General features: G+C 38.6%; 9 protein-coding genes. 6 read left to right on the forward strand and 3 right to left on the reverse strand.

Annotated elements, in window-relative coordinates; translation table 11 throughout:
* Positions 1-40: 40 nt before the first annotated feature.
* Together trxA and dnaE are read right to left on the reverse strand one after the other, a co-directional pair.
* Complete coding sequence (trxA, locus tag PXG98_RS05165; RefSeq protein WP_276389354.1) at positions 41-358, reverse strand: thioredoxin; 318 nt, start codon at positions 356-358, stop codon at positions 41-43.
* 100 nt (positions 359-458) lie between these two features.
* Positions 459-4,838: a DNA polymerase III subunit alpha gene (gene dnaE, locus PXG98_RS05170; protein ID WP_276389355.1), complete on the reverse strand. Its 4,380-nt coding sequence runs from the start codon at positions 4,836-4,838 to the stop codon at positions 459-461.
* Between the two features lie 153 nt (positions 4,839-4,991).
* Here dnaE and PXG98_RS05175 point away from each other — a divergent pair, with 153 nt between their 5' ends.
* The 4 genes from PXG98_RS05175 (at position 4,992) to PXG98_RS05190 (ending at position 10,741) form a co-directional block, all read left to right on the forward strand.
* Positions 4,992-6,410, forward strand: a complete 1,419-nt coding sequence (locus PXG98_RS05175; RefSeq protein WP_276389356.1) for a sulfatase family protein — start codon at positions 4,992-4,994, stop codon at positions 6,408-6,410.
* Between the two features lie 110 nt (positions 6,411-6,520).
* Positions 6,521-7,171 carry a 30S ribosomal protein S16 gene (locus PXG98_RS05180; RefSeq protein ID WP_276389357.1) on the forward strand — a complete coding sequence of 217 codons (651 nt, stop codon included), beginning with the start codon at positions 6,521-6,523 and terminating at the stop codon, positions 7,169-7,171.
* Positions 7,172-7,184: 13 nt separating this feature from the next.
* On the forward strand, positions 7,185-7,712 hold the full coding sequence (gene rimM, locus PXG98_RS05185; protein WP_276389358.1) for a ribosome maturation factor RimM: 528 nt from the start codon (positions 7,185-7,187) through the stop codon (positions 7,710-7,712).
* Between the two features lie 53 nt (positions 7,713-7,765).
* Positions 7,766-10,741 (forward strand): PVC-type heme-binding CxxCH protein, encoded by a 2,976-nt coding sequence (locus tag PXG98_RS05190; RefSeq protein ID WP_276389359.1) that lies wholly within the window; start codon positions 7,766-7,768, stop codon positions 10,739-10,741.
* Here the strand turns inward: PXG98_RS05190 and PXG98_RS05195 are convergent.
* Positions 10,728-13,550 carry a DUF7133 domain-containing protein gene (locus tag PXG98_RS05195; RefSeq protein ID WP_276389360.1) on the reverse strand — a complete coding sequence of 941 codons (2,823 nt, stop codon included), beginning with the start codon at positions 13,548-13,550 and terminating at the stop codon, positions 10,728-10,730. The two genes, PXG98_RS05190 and PXG98_RS05195, sit on opposite strands and share 14 nt — an antisense overlap.
* 76 nt (positions 13,551-13,626) lie before the next feature.
* Between PXG98_RS05195 and PXG98_RS05200 the strand changes: the two genes are divergently transcribed.
* Both PXG98_RS05200 and PXG98_RS05205 read left to right on the forward strand, forming a co-directional pair.
* Positions 13,627-15,075 carry a sulfatase family protein gene (locus PXG98_RS05200; protein WP_276389361.1) on the forward strand — a complete coding sequence of 483 codons (1,449 nt, stop codon included), beginning with the start codon at positions 13,627-13,629 and terminating at the stop codon, positions 15,073-15,075.
* Positions 15,072-15,785 carry a tRNA1(Val) (adenine(37)-N6)-methyltransferase gene (locus tag PXG98_RS05205; RefSeq protein WP_276389362.1) on the forward strand — a complete coding sequence of 238 codons (714 nt, stop codon included), beginning with the start codon at positions 15,072-15,074 and terminating at the stop codon, positions 15,783-15,785. Before PXG98_RS05200 ends, PXG98_RS05205 begins: the two co-directional genes overlap by 4 nt.
* The last annotated feature ends 115 nt before the right edge of the window (positions 15,786-15,900 follow it).

The following is a 15,900-nucleotide window of genomic DNA, read 5'->3' on the forward strand; positions in this document are numbered from 1 at the left end:
GCATCTGCCAAACCTTTTTTAAAGTTTTAAGAATGTTCTCTTATAAAACGGCCTCAATTGCATCTGTATAGACCTTCTTAGGCGATACACCTACTTGTCTTGTTACAATTTCACCATTTTTAAATACCAATACGGTAGGAATGTTTCTTACCCCGTATTTCGCTGCAAATTCCTGATTTGCATCAACATCTACTTTGCCTACTACGGCCTTTCCTTCGTATTCCGAACTAACCTCGTCTATAATAGGACCAACCATTCTACAAGGCCCACACCACGCTGCCCAAAAATCTACTACAACTGGTTTGTCACTCTTTAATACTACTTCGTCAAAAGTAGCGTCTGTTATCTCTAAAGCCATTTTATTTATATTTAGAATTATACAAAGTTAGTCAAATATTATACCTATTCATTACTTCAGATACATACATTTTTCCTATTGGTATATTGATAAAGTTTATTTAGTTTAATTTATAATGCACTTCCTTCTCTTCTAAAGTATGCAAAAGCTCTGAAGTGATTTCCACTTTTTGCTTTCGGCTAGACAGGTTTAGCTTAATCTCTTGTTGATTTTCATATACCACAAAATGCAGCGCATGTTTTCCTTTATAAGAAATAAAAGTATCCTTTAAGTCGGTAATATAGTCTTCCTCTAATTCATGAATATTAAGTTTAATCGTCAACTTTTTAGCAAAGTTTTCCATACTGTCCTGAAGCAGACTAAAGTGGTTAAATTGCATTCTTGGATCGCCTTTCTTTCCGGTTTCTCTGTTTACCCATCCCTCCTTTATAAAAACTTTGATATAGATAAAAGAGTTGATCATTAGAAAATGGCGGTATTTTAAATATTCTTCTCCAAACATTCTAAATTCAAAACTTTCGGTGTAATCCTCTACTGTAAAAAGAGCCCAACCTTTACCATTTTTTGAAATCCTGTGTTGTACATCCGTAATTACCCCGGCAAAAGATAATTCTCTATTTACATATTCCTCTATATTCGCAAAAAAGGAAATACTACTATTGGTAAAACTGCTAATTTCCTTTTTGAAATCATCCAAAGGATGGCCGGAAATATAAATTCCAACAACTTCTTTTTCTCTTTTCAATTTTTCCATAGTTCCCCATGACTCACAAGGAGGAATTATTGGCTCTGGAATCTGTACCTCACTAGATTCTCCAAACAAACTAACCTGAGAAGAGTTTTCACTTTCCTGAAATTTGGCGCCAAACTTTAAGACCATTTCCAGAAAAGTAAGTCCATCACCTTCTTTATGAAAATACTGTGATCTATTTGCCTCCCCAAAAGAATCAAAACCTCCTGCTAAGGCCAAGTTTTCAAATGCCTTTTTATTTGCAGCTCTCAGGTCTATTCTTTTGGCTAAGTCGAATACCGATTTAAAAGGACCTTTTGCTTTTCTATTCTCTACAATTGTTTCTACAGCAGCCCTGCCAACTCCTTTTATCGCTCCCATTCCAAATCGTACAGCGTCATTCTGATTCACGGCAAATTTGTAGTAAGATTCATTTACGTCAGGCCCAAGCACCTCCAAGCCCATGCGCTTACATTCTTCCATAAAAAAAGTGACCTGCTTTATATCGTTCATATTATTTGAAAGAACGGCTGCCATATATGCCGATGGGTAGTGTGCCTTTAAATAGGCCGTTTGGTAAGCTATATAGGCATAGCAGGTAGAGTGACTTTTATTGAAAGCATAAGAAGCGAAGGCTTCCCAATCTTTCCAAATTTTTTGAAGTATTTCTCTTGGGTGCCCATTTTTCTCTCCTCCGTCGAGGAACTGTGGTTTTAGTTTTTGCAGAAGCGCAAAAATTTTCTTTCCCATTGCTTTTCGGAGTACATCGGCATCACCCTTAGAGAATCCTGCCAATTTTTGTGAAAGAAGCATCACCTGTTCTTGGTATACAGTAATTCCATAGGTTTCCTTAAGGATATCTTCCATTTCAGGCAGATCATAGGTAATGTCTTCATCCCCATTTTTTCTGGCAATAAAACTTGGAATGTATTCCATAGGCCCAGGTCTATAAAGGGCATTCATTGCTATTAAATCATCAAAAACGGAGGGCTTTAAATCCTTTAGGTGTTTTTGCATTCCTACGGATTCATACTGAAATATTCCTACAGTATCCCCCCTTTGAAACAATTCATAAGTGGCCTCATCATCTAATGGAAAACTATCTGGATCTAATTCTTTACCATATTTTGCCTTAATTATTTTTAGGGTATCCTTGATTAAGGTTAATGTTTTAAGACCAAGGAAATCCATTTTTAAGAGTCCGGCACTTTCAACCACAGAATTATCGAATTGCGTTACATAAAGATCCGAATCTTTAGCCGTTGCTACAGGGACAAAATTGGTGATGTCATCTGGGGTAATAATAACGCCACAGGCGTGTATACCAGTATTTCTCAAAGAACCTTCCAGAACTCTTGCCATTTTTACGGTCTGCGCTTCTAGATCGTCTCCTTCTGAAATGGCAAGCAGGTTATGTACTTTTTCTAATTCGTCAGTCCTAAATTTTTTCTTTAAGTCGGCCTCTGGGACACCAAAAATTTTACTCAATTTCGACATGGTTGGGATAAGCTTGGCTATCCTGTCTGCATCATGTAATGGCAGATCTAAAACCCTGGCAGTATCTCTTATAGAAGACTTTGCAGCCATTGTACCATAAGTAATAATTTGTGCTACCTGATTAGCGCCATATTTTTCGATTACATAGTCCATGACCTTCCCCCTGCCTTCATCATCAAAATCAATATCGATATCTGGCATTGAAACCCTGTCGGGATTTAGGAACCGTTCAAAAAGCAGGTCGTACTTTAGCGGGTCTATATTAGTTATCCAAAGGCAATAGGCTACAACGGAGCCCGCGGCAGAACCCCTGCCAGGACCTACGGATACGCCCATTTTTCTTGCTTCCCGAATAAAATCCTCGACAATTAAAAAGTAGCCTGGATACCCAGAATTTTCAATAGTTTTTAATTCGAAGTCTATTCTCTCTTTTATATCTTCCGTTACTTCCCCATATCTTTTTTCGGCGCCTTTGTAGGTAATATGTTTTAAGTAACTATTCTCCCCTCTTTTACCTCCATCTTTTTTATCTTCCTCCACTAAGAAGGATTCTGGTATTTCAAATTTGGGCAGGAGTACATCTCTTGCCAGATCATAAGGTTCAATTTTATCTACTACTTCCTGAATATTAATTATCGACTCCGGAATATCTTGGAAGAGACTTTTCATTTCCTCTTCGCTTTTAAAATAATATTCCTGATTAGGAAGACCGTATCTGTAACCCCTGCCTCTGCCTATTGGAGTAGTCTGCTTTTCTCCATCCTTTACACAGAGTAGAATGTCATGCGCAGCAGCATCTTCTTTTGCGCAGTAATAAGTATTGTTTGTGGCTATAAGTTTTGCCCTGTGCTTTTCAGCAAAGGCTGTTAAAACCTCGTTGGCTCTATCTTCATCTTCTTGCCCATGGCGCATAATCTCCAGATAAAAATCATCTTTAAAAACACCTTGCCACCATAAAAGAGCTTCTTCGGCTTGCTTTTCTCCGATATTTAAAATTTTGGAACTTATCTCCCCATATAAATTACCGCTCAAAACAATTAAATCCTCTTGGTATTTTTCAACAATCTTTTTATCTATTCTGGGGACGTAATAGAAGCCGTCGGTATAGGCCAACGAAGACATTTTAGCAAGATTGTGATAACCATTTTTGTTTTTTGCCAAAAACACCATCTGATAACCGTAGTCTTTTAGGTTTTTGTTCAGGTGGTCTTCACAAACAAAAAACTCGCATCCTATAATGGGTTTTATTTCTTTTAGATTAGAGCTGTTTTCTTCCTCTTGGATTTGTGATTCTCTTACTAGTTTATTATGCGCTTTTACTTCTTTAACAAAGTGGAAAGCCCCCATCATATTGGCATGATCCGTAATGGCCACTGCCGACATATTTTCTGAAGTGGCACTTTTAACCAGATCTTTTACCTTAATAGTGGACTGAAGTACAGAAAATTGAGAGTGGTTATGCAAATGAACGAACGACACATCCTCCAAAGACTGAATATTTTTATTCAGGTCGTCTTCAGAAATATTTTTATCCTTTGCAGCTTCTAAATTTTTTGTAATTTTTTCAGAGGCCTTTTTAAGATTGATGTGCTTTAGACCAACAGGTGCAATCTCTTTTGGGTTTGCCTCCGAGAAATCTCTAAAGTAATCAGGAGTAACCTTTAACTCCTCCTGTGAATAGTTACCTTTTCTAAGAAGTTCAAAGAAACACCGTGCGGTAGCTTCTACGTCTGCCGTGGCATTGTGTGCTTCTTTAAAAGGTAGTCTGAATAAGTATTGATGTAGTTCTGTTAGGGTTGGGAGTTTAAATTTGCCGCCCCTGCCTCCGGGGATCTGACATAGGCTAGCTGTTTTTTCTGTACAGGTATCTAAAACCGGAAAACCGTCAAAAGGATTGGAGTCCTCATGCCTGAAGAATTCAGCCCCCATAATATTAACATCGAAACCTATGTTTTGACCAACAATAAATTTGGCTTTTGATAATGCAGCTTTAAAAAGGGTAAGTACTTCCGCAATTGCCACCCCGTCTTTCTCTGCTAATGCCGTGGAGATACCATGAATTTGTTCCGCGTCATATGGAATATTGAAACCTTCTGGTTTTACCAGATAGTCCTCGTGTACTACTAAATTCCCCATAGAATCGTGTAGCTGCCATGCTATTTGGATGCAGCGTGGCCAGTTATCTGTATCACTAATTGGGGCGTTCCATCTTTTGGGAAGTCCGGTGGTCTCGGTGTCAAAAATCAGATACATAAATGTGAGGGTAGGGTATTAAGCAAGGCATAAAAATAGGGAAATACATCGCAAACTCCAGAAGCTTTTATTAGGAGTTATTAACTTAAGACTGCATCATCCATAGGGGACTCATTTTTAATTCACTATATTTCTTTTTTTAAACATTTCTCTATGACAACTCATACAAACACCTGGTTTTATTATCTCCTGTTTATTCTTTTTTCATTGGTAAATATTCCGATAGAAGCACAGGATGCGCAAGGTGAAAAACCAAATTTCATTATAATTTTTGCAGATGACCTGGGCTATGGGGATCTTAGTAGTTATGGGCATCCTAGTATTAAGACACCTTATCTGGATAGAATGGCTGAGGAGGGTCAGAAATGGACTAATTTTTATGTTGCTGCCAGTGTTTGTACACCAAGCAGAGCTGCAATCCTCACAGGGAGATTACCCGTACGAAGTGGTATGGCCAGCAGTAAGCGACGCGTGCTGTTTCCCGACTCAAAAGGAGGTTTGCCTGCGAGTGAAATTACTCTAGCGGAACACCTAAAATCGGCGGGCTATAATACGGCGTGTATTGGAAAATGGCACTTGGGCCATAAGGATGCCTTTTTACCCACCACCCATGGTTTTGATTACTACTTTGGTATACCTTATTCTAATGATATGGACAGGACAAGCCAGTTGCCTTATCGGGAATACCTAATGCAAGCAGATGAAAAAATAAAAACTGAAGATTTTAATGTCCCTTTGTATAGAAATACAGAAATAATAGAAAGACCGGTTAACCAAAATACAATAACCAAAAGATATTCAGAGGAGACAATTAATTATATTAAAGAGCATAAAAAATCTCCTTTCTTTGTTTACTTGGCGCATAACCTTCCACATGTTCCACTGTTTGTTTCAGAAGAATATAAAGGAAAAAGCGCCCGAGGTTTATACGGGGACATTATAGAGGAAATTGATGCAGGAGTAGGAGATATTATGAATTTCTTGGAGGAGGAGGGTCTTGCTGAAAATACCATTCTAGTATTCACCTCCGATAACGGTCCTTGGCTTACCTTTAAAGAGAAAGGTGGCAGTGCCGGACTTTTGCGTGCGGGGAAGGGAACCACTTGGGAAGGAGGGATGCGAGAACCGGCTCTTTTCTGGGGTCCGGGAACTATAAAGCCGGGCTTAAGGCACGATTTAGGATCTAGCATGGATCTCTTTGTAACCTTTAGTAAAATGGCCGGATTAGAAGTGCCAACAGATCGTGAAATGGATGGCGTAGATATTAGTGGAACATTGTTAAATGGTAATCCTAGCACTAGAAAAAGCATTTTGTATTACAGAGGAACAGAAATTTATGCAGTGCGAATTGGAAAGTATAAAGCGCATTACATTACGCAAGGGGAGTACGGAGAATTTGGCAAAAGAGAGGAACACGAACCGCCAATTCTTTACAACCTAGATACAGATCCTTCGGAACAATTTGAACTTACTGGAGATTATACCGATGTTTTGAATGAATTTGATTTAATACTTGAGCAGCACAATGCCAAATTAGTAAAAGGTAAGGACCAATTAGTAGAAAGAGAATAAAATTTTCTGGCCAAGTATTGTGAAGATTTAGAAATAGATTATATTTGCACCCCTTTTAAGGGGAAAAGAATTAATAACATGGGTCGGGCACCCAACAAAATTAATGTGATATGCCAGTTAGAATAAGATTACAAAGACACGGAAAAAAAGGAAAACCTTTTTATTGGGTAGTAGCGGCAGATGCAAGATCTAAACGCGACGGAAAATTTCTAGAAAAATTAGGAACCTACAACCCTAACACTAATCCTGCAACTATAGACTTAAATGTAGATAAATCTGTACAGTGGTTGGTTAACGGAGCACAGCCTTCAGATACAGCTCGTAGAATTTTATCTTACAAAGGTGTTTTATATAAGCATCATCTTCTTGGTGGGGTAAACAAAGGAGCTTTCACAGAGGATCAGGCCGAAGAAAAATTCAATGCATGGTTGACTGAAAAGGAAAAAATTGTTTCTAAAAAGTTAGATGGTCTGGATAAGGCAAAAGCCGAGGCGAAGGCAAAAGCACTAGAGGCTGAAAAAGAAATAAACGAAAAAAGAGCTGCTGCCGCTGTTGCGGTAGAGGAAGAAGAAGCGGTTGTTGAAGAAGCAGAAGTAGCTGTGGAAGAAGTAGCTGAAGAGGTTAAAGAAGCTGTTGAAGAGGTAAAGGAAGAAGTAGCTGAAGAGGTTAAAGAAGTTGTTGAAGAGGTAAAGGAAGTTGCTAAAGAAGAAAAAGAAGATTCTGCCGAAACCGTAGAGGATAAAAAAGAAGATAAAGCTTAATTTTTTAGATACTGTGCAAAAGGAAGAGTGTTTCTACCTAGGCAAAATAGTTTCTAAATATAGTTTTAAAGGGGAAGTCTTAGTTAAACTAGACACGGATGATCCCCAACAATATCAGAATATGGAATCAGTTTTTGTCTCTATTGGAGACAGTCTGGTTCCTTTTTTTATGGAAAAATGTGTGCTTCATAAATCTAATTTGTTAAGGATACGTTTTGAAGATGTTCGGAATGAGGCGGAAGCGGAAAGATTAATCGGTTCAAAACTGTATCTCCCTCTTTCATTTTTACCCAAGCTCTCTGGAAAAAAGTTTTATTATCACGAGGTAATAGGTTTTAGTGTTATCGATAACCAACATGGTGATATTGGTATAATTACCGGGGTTAACGACAATGTTTCTCAAGCCTTATTTGAAATCAAAAAAGACCAAAACCAGATTCTCATTCCAATAAATGATGCGATTATTCAAAAAGTGGATCGCAAACTGCAGACGATTTTTATCACTGCCCCAGAAGGACTTATTGATTTATATCTAAGCTAGGACTTTCTTTTTCATTTTTATATCTTTCATAGAAATCACGGAAAAATATCCTAATGAAAAAAAGTATATTGTTTTTTTTGGCTGTTTTACTGCTTTTTGCTTGTATGCGAAAGGAGGATAATGATGGCAATTCGTTTCAATTGCACCCAGATTTTAAGATGGATTTGGTTGCTTCCGAACCTTTGGTTTTTGACCCGGTTGAACTACAATTTTCCCCTTCAGGGGAAGCATTTGTCCTTGAAATGCCAGGTTATCCTCTAAGGGATGCTACTAGTAGAATTGTTCATTTGAAAGACAATAATCAGGACGGAATATTTGATGAAAGGAAGATGTTTGCAGAGGATCTGGGTGTAGCTTCGTCTTTTATGTTTTATAAAGGCGGATTTCTCGTTGCAGCTCCACCTCATCTTTTATGGATAGGCGATGAAGACAATGACGGACTTGCTGAGAAACGAATTGTTTTAATGGACGGTTTTAGCAATGAGAATCTTCAGCATAATTTCAATGGGCTGACCTATGGTTTAGATAATTGGATCTACGCTGCCAATGGAGGAAATTCCGGGGCACCATTTTTTACTTCTACCCCCAATGAATTTATGCCCCTTAGAGGAGGGGATTTAAGATTTAATCTGGAAGATGAAGTTTTGGAAAGAGTCGGGGAATCTTCTGGAGGGTTTAAAATAACTTTTGATAATTGGGGAAGGTTGTATGAAACTCATAATTTAGAACATGTATCACAATTGGTTTTTGAAGATCGTTATTTTACAGATATGCCCTCTGCATCCGGTCATGCCTTGGTAAATATATCAGACCATGAAGAAAACGGACTTTCTCGAATATACCCTATAGGCGAACAAGATTCGCGGGTTAATCATCCCGAACAATCTGGTTACTTTTCAGGGGCGTGTGGAATAACGTATTACGGAGGTGGAATATTCCCAGAGGATATGGACAACTCTCTGCTGGTAGCAGATTGTGTACTAAACTTAGTGCACATGGATCAGCTAGACCAAGAATTTTCTGTATCAAAAGCTACAAGGAATAGAGAAAAAATAGAGTTTTTAGCTTCTTCAGATCGATCCTTCAGACCCGTTAATATGTCTATAGGACCAGATGGAGCTTTATATGTTCTGGATATGCATAGAGAAGTAATTGAACATCCCGAGTGGATACCCGATGAAATAGAAATTAACCTGGATTTAAATGCTGGTAAGGACAAAGGAAGGATTTATAGGATAAGCCCTAAAACTTATACTTATACTGTTCCTATCAACTTCGAGAAGAGTGAGATGGAAGACTTGGTTAGCGCTCTCGGTGATGATAACCAATGGATAAGAAGAACCGCCCAACAATTACTGGTTTCTGGAAAGCGCTTAGATGCGAAGTCGATTTTGGAAAAACAATTATCCAATCCTAGACCTTTGGCAAGACTTCACAGTCTTTGGACTTTAGAAGGCCTAGGGGAATTAGAAGATGAATACTTGCTGATGGCATTGGAAGACGATCACCCGGGGGTAACGGAGAGCGCTGTACGAATTGCAGAAAAAAGACTGCATAATTCTTCGGCCCTTGTAGATAGCTTAATTCATTTGCTCCCGTCAGCGGATAAAAGAGTAAGACTTCAGATAACCTTATCCCTGAGTACACTTGAGAATAATGAATATGGGCGGGTTAAGGAGGTAATAGCCAAAGAATATCAAAAAATTCTAGAAGATGAGATGTTAGACTACTGGAACCTGCAGGCAATTTCCTTTGTTCTTAAACCACAGGCTCTTGAGATTTTAAAAAATGAAATAATAGTTCAGGAAGATGATTTAGGCAAGCAGCAAAAGGAAATGCTAAATCTCTTAATTAAGGTAGTAGGGAAAGACTATTCTCATCTCGATATAGCGGATATTTTAGACAGGCTTGGTAATAGCACTTTAAGTCCAAAAGATAAAGCAATCTTAATTACATCTCTTTCAGACGGATATGCTTATCGTAGTACTTCCACTTTAAACCCCTCTGAAGAATTACACCTACTGCGAAGTCTAAATAGTTTAGAAACAAATAATGATATTGAAATAATAAAGTCTTGTGGTGAATTGCGACTTGCCCTCGGTGTGGAAGCTTCTAAAAAGGTAAACGAGTATTTGCCTTTAGCCAGAAAAAATATTTTAGAGGAGAAAGGAAGTGTAGAGGAGCAACTGGCTCAATTACAGCTTATAGGCCTAGCCGATTTTGAGTTTAGATCAGAACTCCTCTACGCGCTCTTAGAAACAAATAGACCTTTGATACTTCAAAGAGAGGCGCTTTCCCAATTGTGGAACTCCAATAAAGAAGAGGTGGGTCCAAAACTGTTACATTTATGGCCCTCTCTTGGTCCGGAAGCCAGAAGGCATGCTACAGACATCCTTTTATATAAGTCTTTTAATCATGACCCCCTACTAACAGCAATGGAAAATGGCGAGGTTAATTTAGGAGAATTTAATCTGGATTTAGAGCGTAGAAGGGTATTATTATTCTCTGAAGATGCGGCTATAAGGAAGAGGGCAGAAGCACTTTTTTCAGATAGTGGAATAGTGCAAAGAAAGGAGGCTATAGACCAAATGTTGCCTGCATTACAAATGGAGGGCACTGCCTCTCGTGGGAAGGCCGTTTTTAGGAACCAATGTGCCAGTTGCCATATTTATGATGATATTGGAAATCAGGTAGGTCCTGTTCTGACAGAAATTAGTCGTAAAAGTAAGGAGTCTTTATTGCATGAAATACTAGACCCTAATGCCGCGGTAGACACTAAATACCTAAACTACAAGGTAGTAACAAAAGATGGCAATATATACTTTGGTTTAGTTAGTTCCGAAACAGATTCTGATCTCACTTTGGCAATCGCAGGGGGTAAATATGTGAACATACAAAAAATCAACATAGAGAATTTTTCTACTACTGGTAAGTCCTTAATGCCGGAAGGCCTTGAATTCGCTATGGACAAACAGGAAATGGCAGATTTGCTGGCTTATCTACAAGAAGGAATTCCTAGTCTGAAGTAGAAACATTGGCTTCAGTCTTTTGAAAACCATAAACCTTAAACTGTTTCATAGACCAGGGGAAATCTTCATTTCCAGCAGCAGAAATATTTAAAGTCATCTTTAAATATTTTGCGTTTATGCTTTCAAAAGGGATCATATTAATTCTACTAGCACATTTAGCTACCTTAATTTCATTCCAATTCTTACCATCTACAGAGGTATGAAGAATTACTTCTCTTGGATAGGTTTCTAATGGGGTGGGAGCTTTAGGACCCCAGCCAAATCTTTTAGGGGGGGCTTCAAATTGAACGCCTGAAAGTGTTTTTACCTCAGGTAACTCTATTTGAAACCACATATTTTTTCTTTGTTTTTCTCCGGTAGACCAACCTTCAAAGTTAAAAGCACTTGATGGGGAAGCAGTTCCACCTATTCTTGTCGGGATAGAATGACTTGCACTTACTTTCCAACTATCGGTAAATGGTATTTCTTGTGGAATTTGTGCCCATAATTCTTTAAACGAAAGGACTTCTTGAGAAGAATTGGAAGATCGTAAATCAGCTACCTGTTCTTTGGAAATAAAACTAGATTCATTATCTAAATTAATTCTTATATAAGACAGTATATCGGCAATCCATTGATCAGACTGTTCTTGCATACCTACCATTATGCCTCCCGGATATTCCTTTCCTTCAATTGGTCCCTTTAGCCCAAATAACAAGGTATTAATAATATAATCCGGATGGGCTTGGACTCGATCCGATTGCGTCAGAGCCGGTGCAATAGTACTTCCATTACCCAAGGGTGTACCCTGACCATTTGTACCATGGCATTGAACACATAATTCATTAAATATTTCCGTCCCCCTTTTGAGTTGTTCTTGTTGCTCTGGCGCAAGATGTGCAAGGCGATTTTCACGGTATCCCGAATCTTGAGGGTTTAGAATTTGCTTCCCGATTAATTGTATCCCTTTTGAATCATTTGTAACTAAAACCTCGTTCAACTCCTTTTCAACATCCTTTACCTCTAGATGATGGATGGTAAGCATAGCCTGAATTGCAACATTCTCATCATCATCCTGTAATAAATCTTTATAATCTGCAACCAGGTCTCTACTGCCTTTTTTATAGAGCGATTCACTTGCTCTTAAAGCCTGGATTTGCATTCTGGGATTGGGGTCGTGAAGTAGGTTTTGAACTAATTCTATGTCTAAGGCATTCATTCCTTCTAAGACCCATAGAGCATGAAATCTACCGAAAAGATTTTCCCCTTTGAGACTTTTCATTTTCAATTCGGGTATTATAGTTTTATCATCTCTTAAGACTAATAGTTGTTGTGCCTTATCTCGCCACCATCCATTAGGATGGTCTAAATGACTTACCAATTGTAAAGAATTGGCAGAAAACATTTTGGGTTTTGATTTATCTCGCTTAAAGTCTTTGTGGGTAATTCGCCATATCCTACCTAGTCTAATTACCTTATCTAACTGATATTGCTCGATCTTTGTGCGTAAAAAAGATCCTTTTTGCGCCCATTGTCCCTCTTGTATAATACCGTGGTACATATCTACTACATACATTGTTCCATCGGGAGCAGTGGCCATGTCCACCGGTCTAAACAAGGGGTCTGTACTTCGCAAAAATTCTGATTTTTCATTTTGGTGAACATTGTGCAAGGTAGTTAGTCCGGCGGATACTTCTGGCCTAATCTGACGAACTATTCTGGCAACGGGTTCTCCATAAAAATAATTACCTAATAGATCTTTTGGAAGAGAGTTTCCTCTATAAATATCGTTACCTGCAGCACCAGTTACTCTATTAAGTGAGCCATCTGGTTGTCTAATTTCATCCATTCCGCCTTGCATATCGCCAATTTTTACCGCTGCACCCCAAGGAATATCAAAACCTTCTGCAAATTGATCTGGCACTTCAAAATTTCCATAGTGAATGGGAAACTGGAAGTAAGAAGGAAGCCCGCTGGCACCTCCCTGAAACCAGAGTTTGCCATCATCATCATGTGTAATTCCCCACTGGGCTCTGTTATAACCAGTTTTTTCTCTTTTGATGCCTTCGTCGGTCTCCCTAATTCGAAAGGCATTTACGGTACTGTACAGCCAGTTATCCATTCCCCAATACATAAACGCCTGCTGGTGTTCAACATTACCAGAACGGCCATAGTTATCTGTAAAAAATTCCTTTTTATCTGCTTTTCCATCCTGGTCCGTGTCTGTATATTTATAGACAATATCAGCATCCGATTCCATGGTTAAAATACAGTCCTTCCCATAGGGGAGTACAAAACGGGGGAAAATTAGACTATCAACAAAGGTTGTTCCGGTTTCATAAACACCATCTAGATCTTTGTCTTCCCAACGTGAAATTCTGCTAATTGGGTCTAAAGTACCATCAGAGTCTGCCGTAAGCATATAAGTTCTTAGTTCCAAGACAAACATTCTTCCGTCTCCATCGAAGGCTATAGCGCCGGGTTGTTCAATGGCGGGTTCGGTTAAAATAGGTTCTATTGCATAACCTTCCGGAAGTAAAAAATGTTTTGCTTCCTCCAAAGGATAGAGGGGTAGTACCGGACTCTTAGGATCTAGATCTATTCCTTTCCAGTTTTCATTTTGAGGGTCAACACCATCAGGAAGAGTTACCTTGGGCAGCGTATCGGACATGGAACCAATAACCTTGGCAACCATATCCGGCGCCGGTTCCTTCTTCTTACAACTTATAAGAAGAATTAGAAATATTAAGGGAAGTTTCCAAGAAAATACAGAGGAATTGAAGGGGACTAGATGTTTAGTCCACTTTAACCATTTCACACTTAACGTCATAGCAAATTTTCTTTGACAAGAAAATTAATATTATATAAACTAACTTGCAACAAATAAGTAAAATTTACATTTTTTAATGAGCTTTTCCAGATTTTCTTGGGCAAAATATATTCTTTTACACGGGGTTTTTCTTGTTTTTTTTGCCTGTAAGAACAGCTCCCTTAAAGAGTCTTCACAAAGGCCGCCTAACGTTATTATAATATTCACAGACGACCAGGGCTATCAGGATTTAGGTGTGTTTGGAGCTGCGGATATAGCTACACCAAATTTAGATAGGCTAGCTAAGGAAGGAATAAAGTTAAGTAGTTTCTATGCAGCACAAGCTGTGTGTTCTGCCTCAAGAGCAGGTCTTTTAACCGGCTGCTACCCAAACAGGATAGGCATACATAATGCATTTATGCCTGAGAGTAAAATAGGATTAAACCCTAAGGAAGTGACTATAGCCGAAATGCTTAAAGAAAATGGTTACACAACTGGGATTTTTGGTAAATGGCATCTAGGGGATGCACAAGAATTTTTGCCAACCAGACATGGCTTCGATGAGTTTTATGGCATACCTTATTCTAATGATATGTGGCCCTTCCACCCTCAACAAGGTCCTGTATTCAATTTTGGTCCCTTACCCTTGTACCACAATGAAGCTATTATCGATACCCTGACAGATCAAAGTCATTTAACCACCGAAATTACCAATAGAAGCATTGAATTTATAAAGCGTAACATAGAGACACCATTTTTCTTGTATGTACCACATCCTCAGCCACATGTTCCCCTATTTGTTTCTAAGAAGTTTATGGGAAAATCAGGGAGAGGCCTTTATGGGGATGTAATTATGGAACTCGATTGGTCTGTAGGAGAAATTTTGAAGACTTTAAAAGACAATAACTTAGAGGACAATACCATAGTAATCTTTACCTCTGACAATGGCCCATGGTTATCTTATGGAAATCATGCTGGCAGTGCCAGGCCTTTTAGAGAAGGTAAAGGCACGGCGTGGGAAGGGGGACAGAGAGAGCCATTTCTTATGCGTTATCCGGATCAATTGACGGGAGGGAGAACCATATCCGAACCATTAATGGCAATAGATCTTCTGCCGACAATAGCTGAGGTTACAAATTCCCCTTTACCGCAAAATACTATTGATGGCAAAAGTGCTTGGCCTTTGTTGACAGGAGCAGAGAATAAAAGTCCACAGGAGGCTTATTTCTTTTATTATAAAGTAAACGAGTTACATGGAGTAAGGTACGGAAATTGGAAGCTATATTTTCCTCATAACTACAGATCAATGGAAGGGCAAATTCCTGGGAAAGATGGTCTGCCAGGGGAATATAAATACATTGATCTAGAGGATATAGAATTATACGATCTTTCAAAGGATTTATCTGAATGTGCGAACGTTGCAAAAGACAATCCTGAAATAGTAGAAAAAATAAAAGAATTAGCGGACGAAATGCGTATTAAACTCGGCGATTCTTTGATAGACTTAGAGGGAAATGAAACAAGAATAGCGGGCAAAGTAGAATGAACAAACCATTTCGATTTAAAAAGTTCACCGTAAATCAGGACAGAACGGCAATGAAAATAGGCACGGATGGCGTGCTGCTTGCTGCCTGGACGGATGTTTCTTTAAACCCCTTGTCTGTTCTCGATATCGGAGCGGGTACTGGGGTAATCGCCCTTATGCTGGCTCAACGATCATCCGCAGAGACTATTGATGCAATCGAAATTGAAGGAAACGCCTACGAACAATGCGTTGAGAACTTTGAAAATTCTCCATGGGCAGACAGCTTGTTTTGTTATCATTGCTCACTAGATGAATTTGTACTGGAAATAGAGGACAACTATGATTTAATAGTTTCTAATCCACCTTTTTATACCAATAGTCTTGGAAGCGGTAATACGGCCAGAGATAGAGCTCGTAGAAATATTGAATTACCTTTCGAAGAACTTTTTAACAGTATAAATGGACTTCTCTCCAAAAACGGACATTTTGCTATGATTGCCCCTTTTAGTGAAGAAAAGAGTCTTGTTAAGTTGGCCATGGAATACAGGTTATATCCCAGGAGAATTACTCGAGTAAAAGGGCTAGCTCACTTACCCGCTAAAAGAAGCCTATTGGAGTTTACTTTTGAGAATACCGAACCTATTTTGGATGAATTGATCATTGAAAAAGATAGACATCAATACACTGAGGAGTATATTGAACTCACAAAAGACTTTTATTTAAACATGTAGATTGCTATTGCAAATTGTCTAAATAACACATTTTATTTCTCGATTACAGACATAGGCATTTTGTTACAAAAACTACTTTAAGTCCATTGGTTTGTTATATTCCTTTAACTACCTT

This window comes from Eudoraea chungangensis, assembly GCF_029360665.1.
Lineage (GTDB): Bacteria > Bacteroidota > Bacteroidia > Flavobacteriales > Flavobacteriaceae > Eudoraea > Eudoraea chungangensis.